General features: G+C 72.5%; 9 protein-coding genes. 7 read left to right on the forward strand and 2 right to left on the reverse strand.

All coding sequences use genetic code 11. The features are described 5' to 3' along the window. The first annotated feature begins 8 nt into the window (after positions 1-8). The 5 genes from nuoL to recQ all read left to right on the forward strand — a co-directional run bounded on the left by nuoL (position 9) and on the right by recQ (position 8366). Positions 9-1955, forward strand: a complete 1947-nt coding sequence (gene nuoL, locus IE225_RS29855; protein WP_190060773.1) for an NADH-quinone oxidoreductase subunit L — start codon at positions 9-11, stop codon at positions 1953-1955. Positions 1956-1960: 5 nt separating this feature from the next. Then, positions 1961-3532: an NADH-quinone oxidoreductase subunit M gene (locus tag IE225_RS29860; RefSeq protein ID WP_190060774.1), complete on the forward strand. Its 1572-nt coding sequence runs from the start codon at positions 1961-1963 to the stop codon at positions 3530-3532. Next, complete coding sequence (gene nuoN / locus IE225_RS29865; RefSeq protein ID WP_190060775.1) at positions 3529-5178, forward strand: NADH-quinone oxidoreductase subunit NuoN; 1650 nt, start codon at positions 3529-3531, stop codon at positions 5176-5178. Before IE225_RS29860 ends, nuoN begins: the two co-directional genes overlap by 4 nt. Before the next feature lie 350 nt (positions 5179-5528). Further along, complete coding sequence (locus IE225_RS29870) at positions 5529-5987, forward strand: DUF4231 domain-containing protein (protein ID WP_229880163.1); 459 nt, start codon at positions 5529-5531, stop codon at positions 5985-5987. Positions 5988-6209: 222 nt separating this feature from the next. Continuing rightward, the gene (gene recQ / locus IE225_RS29875; RefSeq protein ID WP_229880165.1) at positions 6210-8366 is read left to right on the forward strand and encodes a DNA helicase RecQ; all 2157 of its coding nucleotides are present in this window, start codon (positions 6210-6212) and stop codon (positions 8364-8366) included. 114 nt (positions 8367-8480) lie between these two features. On the opposite strand, the gene IE225_RS29880 is transcribed toward recQ, so the two are convergent. Then, entirely contained in the window at positions 8481-9416 is a 936-nt protein-coding gene (locus tag IE225_RS29880; protein ID WP_190060778.1) for a M56 family metallopeptidase, read from the reverse strand. 394 nt (positions 9417-9810) lie between these two features. Beyond that, a complete protein-coding gene (fahA, locus tag IE225_RS29885) occupies positions 9811-11028 on the reverse strand; it encodes a fumarylacetoacetase (protein ID WP_190060779.1) in 1218 nt (405 codons plus the stop codon). Positions 11029-11450: 422 nt separating this feature from the next. Between fahA and IE225_RS29890 the strand changes: the two genes are divergently transcribed. Continuing rightward, on the forward strand, positions 11451-12761 hold the full coding sequence (locus IE225_RS29890; RefSeq protein ID WP_229880164.1) for a carboxylate--amine ligase: 1311 nt from the start codon (positions 11451-11453) through the stop codon (positions 12759-12761). A gap of 47 nt (positions 12762-12808) precedes the next feature. Then, a complete protein-coding gene (locus IE225_RS29895; RefSeq protein ID WP_190060780.1) occupies positions 12809-14011 on the forward strand; it encodes an FAD-dependent oxidoreductase in 1203 nt (400 codons plus the stop codon). The last annotated feature ends 382 nt before the right edge of the window (positions 14012-14393 follow it).

A 14393-nucleotide genomic window follows, 5' to 3' on the forward strand; every position in this document is an offset into this window, starting at 1 on the left:
GAAGAATCGTGGAGAACCTCATCGCGCTGCTGATCGCGGCGCCCCTGCTCGGAGCGGCCGTCCTCCTCGTCGGCGGCCGGCGCCTGGACGCCGTGGGCCACTGGATCGGCACCCTCCTCGCGGCCGCCTCCTTCGTGGTCGGCCTGGTCCTCTTCGCCGGCCTGCTCGGCAGGGGCACCGAGGACCGGACCCTGACCCAGCACCTGTTCAGCTGGATCCCGGTGGCCGGCTTCCAGGCGGACGTCACCTTCCGCCTCGACCAGCTGTCCATGACCTTCGTCCTGCTGATCACCGGCGTCGGCTCGCTGATCCACCTCTACTCCGTCGGGTACATGGAGCACGACGAACGGCGCCGCCGCTTCTTCGGCTACCTGAACCTGTTCCTCGCGGCGATGCTGCTGCTCGTCCTCGCCGACAACTACCTGCTGCTGTACGTCGGCTGGGAGGGCGTCGGCCTCGCCTCCTACCTGCTGATCGGCTTCTGGCAGCACAAGCCGAGCGCGGCGACGGCCGCGAAAAAGGCGTTCCTGGTCAACCGCGTCGGCGACATGGGCCTGTCCATTGCGATCATGCTGATGTTCACGACGTTCGGCACCTTCGCCTTCGGCCCGGTCCTCGGCCACGTCGGCGACACGAGCGAGGGCAGACTCACCGCGATCGGCCTGATGCTGCTGCTCGCCGCGTGCGGCAAGTCCGCCCAGGTGCCGCTGCAGTCCTGGCTCGGGGACGCCATGGAGGGCCCGACCCCGGTCTCCGCCCTCATCCACGCGGCCACCATGGTGACCGCCGGCGTGTACCTGATCGTCCGCTCCGGCGCCCTCTTCAACGCCGCGCCGGACGCACAGCTCGCGGTCACCGTCGTCGGCGCGGTCACGCTCCTGTTCGGTGCGATCGTCGGTTGCGCCAAGGACGACATCAAGAAGGCGCTGGCCGGCTCGACCATGTCGCAGATCGGCTACATGGTGCTCGCCGCGGGCCTCGGCCCCGTCGGCTACGTCTTCGCGATCATGCACCTGGTCACGCACGGCTTCTTCAAGGCCGGGCTGTTCCTGGGCGCCGGCTCGGTCATGCACGCCATGAACGACGAGGTCGACATGCGCAAGTACGGCGGCCTGCGGAAGTACATGCCGGTCACCTTCGTCACCTTCGGCCTCGGCTACCTCGCCATCATCGGCTTCCCGGGCCTGTCCGGCTTCTTCTCCAAGGACAAGATCATCGAGGCGGCGTTCGCCAAGGGCGGCACCGAGGGCTGGATCCTCGGCGGCGCGGCCCTGTTGGGCGCGGCCATCACCGCGTTCTACATGACCCGCGTGATGCTGATGACGTTCTTCGGCGAGGAGCGCTGGCGCAACCGGCCCACCCCCTCCCCGGCCGAGCCCAGCGTGGAACCGGCCGCCGAGGAGCGCGGCGAGCACGCCGAGCCGCACCCGCACGAGTCGCCCAAGGTCATGACGATCCCCATGATCGTGCTGGCCGTCGGGTCGGTGTTCGGCGGCGCGTTCTTCAGCCTCGGCGACCGCTTCCTGCACTGGCTGGAGCCGGTCACCGGGCACCAGGAGGGCCACCCGCCGGTCAGCGCCTGGACGGTCACCGCGGCCACCCTGGTGTGCCTGGTCCTCGGCGCCGGTCTCGCCTGGGCGCAGTACGGCCGCCGCCCGGTCCCGGCCGTCGCCCCGCGCGGATCGCTGCTCACCCGCGCCGCCCGGCGCGACCTGCTGCAGGACGACTTCAACCACGTCGTCCTGGTCCGCGGCGGCGAGCACCTCACGCGCACCCTGGTCTACCTCGACCACAGCCTGGTCGACGGCGTCGTCAACGGCACGGCGGCCTCGGTCGGCGGCCTGTCCGGACGGCTGCGCCGGCTGCAGAACGGCTTCGCGCGGTCGTACGCGGTCTCGATGTTCGGCGGTGCGGCGGTCCTGGTCGCCGCGACCCTGCTGATGAGGGCGGTCTGATACCGATGTCCTTTCCCCTGCTGACAGCGACGGCGGCGCTCCCGGCCGTCGGGGCGATCGCCACGGCCGCCGTACCGGCCGCGCGGCGCACCGCCGCCAAGTGGCTGGCGCTGCTGTTCTCCCTCGCCACGCTGGCCCTGGCCGTCACGGTCGCGATCCGCTTCGACCCGGGCGGCGCTCGCTACCAGCTCACCGAGTCCCACGCCTGGATCAAGGACTTCGGGGTCCGCTACGAACTCGGCGTGGACGGCATCGCCGTGGCGCTGATCGCGCTGACCGCCGTCCTGATCCCGTTCATCGTCCTCGCCGGCTGGCACGACGCCGATCCCCTGGAGACCGGCAACCGCCGCTGGCGGCCCACGCAGGGCTTCTTCGCCCTGATCCTGGCCGTCGAGGCGATGGTGATCCTCTCCTTCGAGGCCACCGACGTCTTCCTCTTCTACATCTTCTTCGAAGCCATGCTGATCCCGATGTACTTCCTCATCGGCGGCTTCGGGGACCGCGCCCACGCGCACGGCGAGGAGACGGCGTCCACGCAGCGGTCGTACGCGGCGGTGAAGTTCCTGCTCTACAACCTGGTCGGCGGCCTGATCATGCTGGCCGCGGTGATCGGCCTGTACGTGGTGGCCGGGAACTTCTCCCTGCAGGAGATCGCGCAGGCCCGGGCCGACGGCTCGCTGCACATGGCCACCGGCACCGAACGCTGGCTGTTCCTCGGCTTCTTCTTCGCCTTCGCGGTGAAGGCGCCGCTGTGGCCGCTGCACACCTGGCTGCCCAACGCCATGGGGGAGGCCACCGCGCCGGTCGCCGTGCTCATCACGGCGGTCGTCGACAAGGTGGGCACCTTCGCGATGCTCCGCTTCTGCCTCCAGCTCTTCCCCGGGGCCAGCAAGTGGGCCACGCCCGTCATCCTGGTCCTGGCCCTGATCAGCATCCTGTACGGGGCGCTGCTCGCGGTCGGCCAGCGCGACATCAAACGGCTGGTGGCGTACGCGTCGATCTCCCACTTCGGCTTCATCATCATGGGCATCTTCGCGATGACCAGCCAGGGCCAGTCCGGCGCGACGCTGTACATGGTCAACCACGGCATCTCCACCGCCGCGCTGATGCTGGTGGCCGGCTTCCTGATCTCCCGGCGCGGCTCGCGGCTCATCGCCGACTACGGCGGCGTGCAGAAGGTCGCCCCGGTGCTCGCCGGCACCTTCCTGATCGGCGGCCTGGCGACCCTGTCGCTGCCGGGACTGGCGCCGTTCGTCAGCGAGTTCCTCGTCCTGGTCGGCACGTTCACGCGCCACCCGGCGATCGGCGTCGTCGCCACCTTCGGCATCGTGCTCGCCGCGCTGTACACCCTCGTCCTCTACCAGAGGACGATGACGGGCCCGGTGAAGCCGGAGGTCGCCGCGATGCCCGACCTCAGGGTGCGGGAGGTGGCGGTCGTCGCCCCGCTGATCGTGCTGCTGGTCTTCCTGGGCGTCTACCCCAAGCCGGTGGCGGACATCGTCAACCCGGCGGTGCAGCAGACCCTGTCCGACGTACACAAGAAGGACCCCCGGCCCGAGGTGGAGGCGGCCAAGTGAGCGCAACAGCCGTCCACAGCCTGTGGACAACCGCGGCCGATCCGATCTCGAAGATCGACGCGCCGAAGATCGAGTACGGACAGCTCTCGCCGACCCTCATCGTCATCGGCGCCGCCCTCGTCGGGGTGCTGATCGAGGCGTTCGTCCCGCGCAGGTTCCGCTACTACACCCAGGTGTTCGTGTCGTTCGTGGCGCTCGCCGCCGCCTTCGCCGCGGTCGTCGCGCTCGCCGCCGACGGCTACGGCACCACCCGGGCGCGCATCGCGGCCATGGGCGCGATCGCCGTCGACGGGCCCGCCCTCTTCCTGCAGGGCACCATCCTGCTGGGCGCGCTGGCCGCCCTGTTCACCTTCGCCGAGCGGCGCCTGGACCCGGCGGCGCACGGCAACCGCGTGGACTCCTTCGCCGCGCAGGCCGCGTCCGTGCCGGGCAGCGACAGCGAGAAGGCCGCCGTGCGCGCCGGGTTCACCACCACCGAGGTGTTCCCGCTGCTGCTCTTCGCGGTCGGCGGCATGCTGGTCTTCCCCTCCGCGAACGACCTGCTGACGCTGTTCGTCGCCCTGGAGGTGTTCTCCCTCCCGCTGTACCTGCTGTGCGCGCTGGCCCGCCGCAAGCGGCTGATGTCGCAGGAGGCGGCGGTCAAGTACTTCCTGCTCGGCGCGTTCGCCTCCGCCTTCACCCTGTTCGGCATCGCCCTGCTGTACGGCTACGCCGGCTCGGTGTCGTACGGCACGATCGCACAGGTCGTCGACGGCACGGTCACCGACATCGACCCGGCGCTGGCCAACACCATGGGCAACGACGCGCTGCTGCTCATCGGCGCCGCGATGCTCGTCATGGGCCTGTTGTTCAAGGTGGCCGCGGTGCCGTTCCACATGTGGACGCCGGACGTCTACCAGGGCGCGCCCACCCCGGTCACCGGGTTCATGGCGGCGGCGACCAAGGTGGCCGCGTTTGGCGCGCTGCTGCGGGTGCTGTACGTGGTCCTGCCCGGCATGCGCTGGGACTGGCGGCCGGTGATGTGGGCGGTCGCGATCGTCACCATGCTGGGCGGCGCGATCGTCGCGATCACCCAGACCGACATCAAGCGCCTGCTGGCCTACTCGTCGATCGCGCACGCCGGCTTTATCCTCGCCGGTGTCATCGCCACCACGCCGTCCGGCGTCTCCTCGGTGCTGTTCTACCTGGCCGCGTACTCGTTCGTGACGATCGGCGCGTTCGCCGTGGTCACCCTGGTGCGGGACGCGGGCGGCGAGGCCACGCACCTGTCCAAGTGGGCCGGGCTGGGCCGCCGTTCGCCGCTGGTGGCGGCCGTGTTCGCGGTGTTCCTGCTGGCCTTCGCCGGCATCCCGCTGACGTCCGGCTTCGCCGGGAAGTTCGCGGTGTTCAAGGCGGCCGCGGAGGGCGGCGCCGTGCCGCTGGTCGTCATCGGCGTGATCTCCTCGGCCGTCGCCGCGTTCTTCTACATCCGCGTGATCGTCCTGATGTTCTTCAGCGAGCCGCGGCCCGAGGGCCCGACGGTGGCCGTGCCGTCCCCGCTGACCATGGCGGCCATCGGGATCGGCGTGGCGGTCACGCTGGTGCTGGGCGTGGCACCGCAGTACTTCCTCGACCTGGCGAGCCAGGCGGGGGTCTTCGTCCGCTGAACCACTGAGCCACCCGGCCGCGCACGACGAGCGGCCCGGTCCCGGGAACGGGGGCCGGGCCGCTGTGCTGCGGTCCCGGGAACGGGGGCCGGGCCGCTGTGCTGCGGTCCCGCTGTGCCGCTGCCTTTGTGCCCCGCGCCACTCGCGTGCACGCTCAAACCGCTCCGATCGGCAATGGCATCGACAATCCGCCGTCCACTATGTGCGCGGACGTGACCTTCCGCGGGCGGCCTTGACGGCCGGGTCCCATCTGGCAGCGCCCCCCGGTGGGCGTGAGACCCTACGGTCGGGCGTCATCCGCAGGGAAGCACTGGATGGGGGGAAGCATGAGACCTGACACTCCCGTGGGTGTGGGGCTGGCTCCAGTGGAAGCCGCCGGCCGCCTCCTGGAGAAGGTACGGCACGGCAAGGAATACGCCCGGAGGAAGAAGAGGCGTTTCCGCAGGGCCTCTTCGATTGTCAGGCTGCTGACGCTCTCGCTGTCCGCCGCCTCGACGATCATTCTCGGTCTGCAAAACCTGAACGCATGGGCGGGGCTGGCCTTCGCTCTGATGGCACTGGTCACTTTGGCGGGGGCCGTCGAGCCGTTCTTCAACTGGCGATCACGCTGGGTCCTCATGGAAGAGGCGCAGTACCGCTTCGAGCGTCTCGCGGACGAACTCGAGTACCTTCTGGCATCGACTCCCGCCAGTGAGCTGACCCATGACCAGCTCCAGCCGGTCTTTGACGGCTACCAGACAGTGTGGGATCACCTGAGCGAACGCTGGCTCGAACAACGGCACACACCTGTGGCACCCGAGCACCGATAGCGTCGTCGGCGAAGCCGCCTTCTCCTGGTCCGACCCGGCATCCCGTGATCAAGGACCGATTCCGGGATGAGGCGTTGGGAGAAAACGGCCTCGGGGCACCGGCCGTCGCCCGCGCGGACGGACCTGTGGACAACTCCGGCGCTGTCGGTGCGGACCCCTATCGTGGAGCCAGTGGTCGAGGGACGGCGTACGGGGGACGGGACGATGGGTGCGATGGGTGCGATGGGTGTGACGGGTGGTGTCGCCGAGATGCCGGTGACCGAGAACGAGACGCTTCAGACGCTGCGGCGGGTGTTCGGATACGACGCCTTCCGCGGCGAGCAGGAAGCGGTCATCGAGCACGTGGTGGCGGGCGGCGACGCCGTCGTCCTCATGCCCACCGGCGGCGGCAAGTCACTGTGCTACCAGATCCCGTCCCTGGTCAGACCCGGTACGGGCATTGTGATCTCGCCGCTGATCGCACTCATGCAGGACCAGGTGGACGCCCTGCGCGCGCTGGGCGTGCGGGCCGGGTTCGTCAACTCCACGCAGGACTTCGACGAGCGGCGCACGGTGGAGGCGGAGTTCCTCGCCGGCGAGCTGGACCTGCTCTACCTGGCGCCGGAGCGGCTGCGCCTGGAGTCCACCCTGGACCTGCTCTCCCGCGGCAAGATCGCGCTGTTCGCGATCGACGAGGCGCACTGCGTCTCCCAGTGGGGCCACGACTTCCGCCCCGACTACCTCGCCCTGTCCCTGCTCGGCGAGCGCTGGCCGGACGTGCCGCGCGTCGCCCTGACGGCGACGGCGACGCGCGCCACCCACCAGGAGATCACCCAGCGGCTGAACCTGCCCCGGGCCCGCCACTTCGTGGCCGGTTTCGACCGGCCCAACATCCAGTACCGGATCGTGCCGAAGACGGACCCGAAGAACCAGCTGCTGCGCTTCCTGCGCGAGGAACACCCCGGCGACGCGGGCATCGTGTACTGCCTCTCCCGCAACTCCGTGGAGAAGACCGCCGAGTTCCTCACCCGCAACGGCATCGAGGCCGTGCCGTACCACGCGGGCCTGGACGCGGGCACGCGCGCGGCGCACCAGGCCCGGTTCCTGCGGGAGGACGGCCTGGTCGTCGTCGCCACCATCGCCTTCGGCATGGGCATCGACAAGCCGGACGTCCGCTTCGTCGCCCACTTGGACCTGCCCAAGTCGGTCGAGGGCTACTACCAGGAGACCGGCCGCGCCGGCCGCGACGGCCTGCCCTCCACGGCGTGGATGGCGTACGGCCTGAACGACGTCGTGCAGCAGCGCAAGCTCATCCAGTCCGGCGAGGGCGACGAGGCCCACCGGCGCCGGGCCCAGGCCCACCTGGACGCGATGCTCGCCCTGTGCGAGACGGTCCAGTGCCGGCGCGCTCACCTGCTGGCCTACTTCGGCCAGGAGGCCGACCCGGCGGGCTGCGGCAACTGCGACACCTGCCTCGCCCCGCCCGAGACGTGGGACGGCACGGTCGCCGCCCAGAAGGTGCTGTCGACGGTGGTGCGGTTGCAGCGCGAGCGGGGGCAGAAGTTCGGCGCGGGGCAGATCATCGACATCCTGCTCGGCAGGCGCACCGCCAAGGTGATCCAGTTCGACCACGACCAGCTCTCCGTCTTCGGCGTCGGACAGGAGCTCACCGAGGGCGAATGGCGGGGTGTGGTACGGCAGTTGCTCGCCCAGGGACTGCTCGCGGTCGAGGGCGAGTACGGCACGCTGGTGCTGACGGAGACCAGCGCCTCGGTGCTGCGGCGCGAACGGGAGGTGCCGCTGCGCAAGGAGCCGAGGAAGCCGGCCGCCGCGCGGGTGTCGGCCGGCGCCCGCGGCGAGAGCAAGCCGAAGGCCGCGGCGGCCGAACTCCCCGAGTCGCTGCTGCCCGCCTTCGAGGCCCTGCGCGCCTGGCGCGCCGAACAGGCCCGGGAACAGGGCGTCCCGGCGTACGTCGTCTTCCACGACGCCACCCTGCGGGAGATCGTGACGCGCCGGCCCCGGACGGTGGCGGAACTGGGCACCGTCAGCGGTGTCGGCGAGAAGAAGCTGGCGACGTACGGGGAGGGCGTCCTCGAGGTCCTGGCCTCCCTGGACGGGAACGGCAGCACGCCGGGTGACACGGATGACGCGGACGCCACGGCCTCTGAGGCGGCTTCCGGCGCGGACGGCACGGCTTCCGGCGCGCACGCCACGGCCTCTGACGCGGACGGCAGGGCTGCGCCGGCGTCCGGTTCGGCGGCGGCCTTCGGCCCGGACTCGGTGGTCGGCCCGGACTCGGTGGTCGGCCCGGACCCGGCGGCCGGTCCGAACCGGCCCACGCAGCCGGAGGACCGGACCGGGCCGGAGGCGGAACCGGAGCCCGACGACGCCTGGACGTGACACCGGCCGTCGAGCAGCGGGTGCGGGCCGTCGCGCGGGGCGCGCAGAGGCGTCGCGCCCGTCCCGCGGGACGGACCCGGCCGCCCTCCGCCCGGCGGTCGGCGGTGCGCGTCCCTACAGCGCCGTCAGACCCGGTCCGAACGTGATCAGCAGCGGCACCAGCGGTACCAGCGCCGCCGCCGTCGTGGTCAGCGCCCGCTGCCGGAAGTCCAGCCGGGGCGGCGGCTCCAGCAGCCGGTCGACCCGCTCGCCCAGAAGGCGGCGGCTGGAGTCGCAGGACAGGACACCGCGGTGCTGGTTGAGCTCGATCAGGGCGAGGGCCGTCGTCACGTGGCCGTACCGCCGCGAGGCGGTGTCGTCGGCGGCGAGTTCCACCAGACGGTGGGTCTGGTCACGGAAGTGGGTGAACAGCGGTACGCGGGGGAAGCCGGCGGCCAGCGCGGCCGACAGGTGCAGCAGCCAGTCGTGCCGGGCGCGGGCGTGCCCCCGCTCGTGGGCGAGGACGGCGTCGAGCTGGCTGCCGGTGAGCCGGTGCAGGGCGCCGGTGGTGACAATCAGCTGGGGCGGGTGGCCGGGCATCCACCAGGCGTCGGGGTACTCGTCCTCCAGCACCAGCAGCGGGCCACGCGCGGCCGGCAGGCCGACCGGCAGGTCGGGGGCGCGTTCCCGCAGGTGGGCCCGGGCCCGGCAGCGGCACCGGCGCACCTCGGCGAACTCGCGGGCGAGCATCGCCGTGGTCCAGGCGGCGCCGCAGGCCAGCAGCACGGTGAGGGCCGCGGCCCAGGGCGGCGCGGCCGACAGGTCGTAGGCGGCGGTGACCGAGGGCGGGGCGGGCGCGAAGACCTGGTCGCGGACGGTGTGGAAGACGGCCGCCGCACCCAGCAGCAGGGCGGCCAGGCAGCACAGCAGCACGGTGGCGACCAGGCACTGCCACACCCACAGCGCGACCACGGGTTCCCGCTCGGGCCACGCGGCCCGGGTCAGCGCGCGCGGCACGGGCACCGCGGCCGTCAGGGCGACGGCGCTCAGCAGGAGCAGGCAGACGGTCATGCCACGGACTCCCCAATCCTGGTCAGGGGGAAGAGAGGGGCGGGTGCGGGGTCGTGTCGACGTGTCAAGGGGGACGGCGGGCGGGTGGACGCACGCCGCCTGCCGCCAGTATGCCGCCGCCGGGCCCGCTCGGTCAGCGTCCGGACGCGATGCGGCGGTCCGTGCGGATGTGCGGGCCCGGTGCCGCGGCCGGTCCGAGGTGGGCGGGGTCGGGGGCGATGCTGGTCCGAGGCGGGCGGGTCGGGGTCGCCGCCGGTCCGTCGAGGTGGCCGGGGGCCGGGGCCGCGGCCGGGTCCGTCGAGGTGGGCGGGGCCGGAGCCGGACGGGACCCGGGTGGGCGGGGCCGCCGCCGGTCCGTCGGGGCGGCCGAGAGCCGAGGTCGCGGCCGGTCCCCTCACCCCGCCACGATCCGCCCGGACACCTCCCCCAGCCCCACCCGGGTCCCGTCCGGTCCCGGAGCCCAGGCCGACAGCGTCACCACGTCGCCGTCCTCCAGGAACGCCCGCTTGCCGTCCGGGAGTTCCAGGGGGTCGCGCCCGTTCCAGGTCAGCTCCAGCAGGGACCCGCGCTCCCGCTCGCCCGGCCCGCTGACCGTGCCGGAGCCGTACAGGTCGCCGGTGCGCAGACCGGCGCCGTTGACGGTCATGTGGGCGAGCTGCTGCGCGGCCGTCCAGTACATGGTGGAGAACGGCGGCTCGGAGATGACGTGACCGTTGAGGGCGACGGAGATGCGCAGGTCGTAGCCGCCGGGCTCCTCGCCGGAGTCGTCGAGGTAGGGCAGCAGCGGGTGGGTGCGCTCGGGCGGCGCCACCCGGGCCGCCTCCAGCGCCTCCAGCGGGGTGATCCACGCCGACACGGACGTGGCGAACGACTTGCCGAGGAACGGGCCGAGGGGGACGTACTCCCAGGCCTGGATGTCGCGCGCGGACCAGTCGTTGAGCAGGCACAGCCCGAAGACGTGCTCGCGGAACTCGCTCAGCGGCACCGGCCGGCCCATCGGCGAGGGCACCCCGACGACGAAGCCGACCTCGGCCTCGATGTCGAGCCGGACGGACGGCCCGAAGACGGGCGCCTGGTCACCCGGCGGCTTGCGCTGGCCCGAGGGCCGGACGATGTCCGTGCCGGAGACGACGACGGTGCCGGCGCGGCCGTGGTAGCCGATCGGCAGATGCTTCCAGTTGGGGGTGAGGGAGTCGGCGGCGTCGGGGCGGAAGATGCTGCCGACGTTCCGGGCGTGGTGCTCGGAGGAGTAGAAGTCGACGTAGTCGGCGACCTCGAACGGCAGGTGCAGGGTCACCGACGACAGGGGGTGGAACAGGGGCTCGATGACCTCCTGGTGGGAGGGGACCGTGACCCACGCGGTCAGCGCGCGGCGCACGTCCGACCAGGCGGTGCGGCCGGCCGCGAGCAGCGGGTTGAGGGTGGGCTGCGCGAGCAGGGAGGCGTACGGGGAGCCGAGGGCCAGGGCCGCCGCGCCCGCGTCGAGCACCTGGTCGCCGAGCCGGACGCCGACCCTGCGCTCGCTCGGGTCGGCCCCGGCGGGAGTGAAGACGCCGTAGGGGAGGTTGTGCGGGCCGAAGGGGTCGCCCTCGGGGACGTCGAAGGGGGGCATGGGGTGGCCTGCCTCACTTTCCTGCACGTCGTTGTGATCGGACCATACGTGGTCGCGCCACACGTTACGGCCGAGTCGCCCGCGACGGCAGTGGCCACACGGTGAGCGGCGGTTCTTGTCCGACGGGTATGGCGGTGACCGCGGTGGTGCCCGCCGCGAGACCGGGACGGTGACCACCGTGATGACCGCCGTGGGACCGCGGCGGTGCCCGCCCGGCGGGCGCGCCGAACGGTCGGCCGGCGACCGCCGCCGGGCCCGAAGGGTTGCCGCAACCATGCCTAAAGAGTTGGCAATGTCCGCTTTGGTCTTGTCGGAGGCTTCCCTTCCGGCTTAGCGTCCTTCGCGGGACACGGACGGGGTGGGTCCGGTCCGTTCCGTTGGGGGGACACGTGGGGGGACCCGTGGCCGGCAGGGCGTCCGGTGTGCCTTTCGAGGCCGACCGCGACGTACCGGGCTTGATCGTGAAGTTCGGCGACTACCCGCTGCACCACGGCGGGGTGGGCGCCATCCGCAGTCTGGGCCGCCTCGGCGTGCCCATGTACGCGATCACCGAGGACCCGTACACGCCGGCCGCCGCATCCCGGTACCTGACCCGCGCCTTCGTCTGGCCGACGACGGGCACGGAGGACCCGGGCCGCCTGGTGGAGGGGCTGCTGCGGATCGGCCGGCGCATCGGCCGCCCGACCGTGCTGATCCCCACCGACGAGGAGGCCGCGGTCCTGATCGCCGAGCACCCGGACGAACTCGGGAAGCACTTCCTCTTCCCCCGCGTCGCCCCCGGGCTCCCGCGCCGCCTGGCCAGCAAGCAGGGCCTGCACGAACTGTGCGCGGAGCACGGCGTCCCGAGTCCCACGGCCGCCTTCCCGCGGTCCTACGACGACATCGTCGCGTTCGCCGAGAAGGCGCGCTTCCCGGTGGTGGTCAAGAACCGGGAGGCGTTCGTGCGGCGCAGCCGTCCGGCCGTGGGCGGCACCACCCGCGTCGCCACGCCCGAGGGCCTGCTCGCCCTCGCCCGCGGCTGGGGCGACGACCCCGGGGTGATCCTGCAGGAGTACCTGCCGCGGGAGGAGGCCGAGGACTGGATCGTGCACGCCTACTTCGACGCGGACTCGGTGCCGCGCGCGATGTTCACCGGCGTCAAGGTCCGCTCCTGGCCGCCGCACGCGGGCATGACGGCCAACGCCTACGTCGTGGACAACCCGGAACTCGCCGACCTCGCCGCGCGTTTCATCAAGCAGATCGGCTTCACCGGGATCATCGACCTCGACCTGCGCTTCGACCGGCGCGACGGACAGTACAAGCTCCTCGACTTCAACCCGCGCATGGGCGCCCAGTTCCGGCTCTTCGAGAACGACGCCGGGGTGGACGTCGTACGCGCCCTGCACCTCGACCTGACCGGCCGTCCCGTTCCGGAGGGGGAACAGCGGTCCGGCCACCGCTACATCGTGGAGAACATCGACCTGCCCGCCCTCCTCGCCTACCGCCGCAGCGGCTACACCACCCCGCACGCGCCGCGGCGGGCGAACGGGACGGAGCTGGCCTGGTTCGCGGGTGACGACCCGCTGCCGTTCCTCACGATGCTCGCGCGCTTCGTGCGGCCCGGGGCGAAGCACCTCGTCCAGCTGTGGCGCATCCACCGCCGCGGCACCGGCACCGGCATCCGCCCGAAGCGGACCCGTACCTCCAGCACCCGTACCTCCAGCACCCGCACCTCCAGCACCCACACGAAGTAGGCAAGGCCGCCGCGGAGGCGGCACATCGCGTCCTGGGGAGGGACTTCGTGATCCAACCGGTAGCAGTCATCGGAGCCGGGCCGTTCGGCCTGTCGACGGCGGCCCATCTGCGGGCGCGCGGCCTCCCGGTCCGCGTCTTCGGCGAGCCCATGGTCAGCTGGCGCGACCACATGCCCGCCGGGATGCTCCTGAAGTCGACCCCGGCCGCCTCCAGCATCGACGCGCCGCAGCGCGGCCACACCCTCGCCGACTACTGCGACGCGGCGGGGATACCGCGGCTGGTGACGGACGAGGACATCATTCCGGTGGAGACCTTCATCGCCTACGGCGAGTGGTTCCAGCGGCAGTTGGTGCCCGGCCTGGAGCGGGTGCGGGTGGTCTCCGTCGACCGGCGGCGGGGCGGCGGATTCGAGCTGAAGCTGGACTCCGGCGAGCAGTTCGCGGCACGGGCGGTGGTCGTGGCGACGGGCCTGGCCGGCCTCGCGCACCTGCCGCGCGAGCTGGCCGCGGCCGCCGAGGGCGGGCCCGCGCCCACCGCGCCCGTCTCGCACAGCTCCCAGCACCACGACCTGACCCGGTTCGCGGGGCAGGAGCTGATCGTCGTCGGCGCGGGCCAGTCCGCGCTGGAGACGGCGGTGCTGGCGGCGGAGGCCGGCGCCCGGGTCCGGGTCGTCTCCCGGGGCCGGGGCAAGGTCGACTTCGGCGCGCCGCCCTGGCGGCAGCCGCGGCTGCGCCCCGAGTCGCCGTTCGGACGGGCCTGGTCGCTGTGGGCGTTCAGCTACTACCCGCACCCCTACCGCTACCTGCCGGCCCCGGCGCGGCACTACCTGGTGCGCCGCGTCCTCGGCCCGCTGGGCGCGTGGTGGCTGCGCGAGCGCTTCGAGGGCACGGTGCCGGTGCACGAGGTCGAGCGCGTCGTGCGCGCCGAGGCCGCCGGCAATCGCCCCGTCCTCACCGTGCGCACCCTCGACGGCCGCACCCGGCAGCTCACCGCCGACCACGTCATCGCCGCGACCGGCTACCGCGTCGACGTCGCGGCGATGGACTTCCTCGGCCCCGCCCTGCGCACCGAACTCGCCGTCAGCCGCGGCGCCCCGAAGCTCGGCGCGGGCTACGTCTCCTCCGTACCCGGCCTCTACTTCACCGGCCTGCCCGCCGCCGCCTCCTACGGTCCGGTGATGCGCTTCGTGTGCGGCACGGAGTTCGCCTCACCGCGGCTGGCGAAGCACCTGGTGGCGGCACACGGGTAGCCGCCGGCGGGCCCGGCGGGCGACCGCTACTGAACTCCGGCGGGCGGCCGCCGCCGGACTCCGGCGGGCGGTCACTGCCGGACTCCGGCGGGCGGTCGCTGCCGGACTCCGGCGGGCGGTCGCCGCCGGGCGCGCGGTCGAGGGGGGGGCGTGGTGCGGGTGCACGACTTCAGGCCATTGCCGAAGGCCGCCCGCGCCGCCCGCCAGGAGGCGCCCCGCGGCTGCCGGCTGCCTCACGGCCGGCGTCACCACCGCGGGACACCGCCCCAACAGAGTTGTCACGACGCTCACATGTCCTAGGTGAAGCCGAAACCTTCCGGTGGGAAAGGGAGTTGAGAAAGCGGACGCCGCGGCCGGAAGGGACGGCCGGGGTGGCCGGGGT

Origin of the sequence: Streptomyces echinoruber (assembly GCF_014651135.1) — a bacterium.
GTDB classification, from domain to species: Bacteria; Actinomycetota; Actinomycetes; order Streptomycetales; family Streptomycetaceae; genus Streptomyces; species Streptomyces echinoruber.

Excerpts from the sequence above, each read along its gene's own strand:
- IE225_RS29860 (WP_190060774.1), top strand. The coding sequence starts at position 1,961 with ATGTCCTTTCCCCTGCTGACAGCGACGGCGGCGCTCCCGGCCGTCGGG.
- recQ (WP_229880165.1), top strand. The coding sequence starts at position 6,210 with ATGGGTGTGACGGGTGGTGTCGCCGAGATGCCGGTGACCGAGAACGAG.
- IE225_RS29880 (WP_190060778.1), bottom strand. The coding sequence starts at position 9,416 with ATGACCGTCTGCCTGCTCCTGCTGAGCGCCGTCGCCCTGACGGCCGCG.
- fahA (WP_190060779.1), bottom strand. The coding sequence starts at position 11,028 with ATGCCCCCCTTCGACGTCCCCGAGGGCGACCCCTTCGGCCCGCACAAC.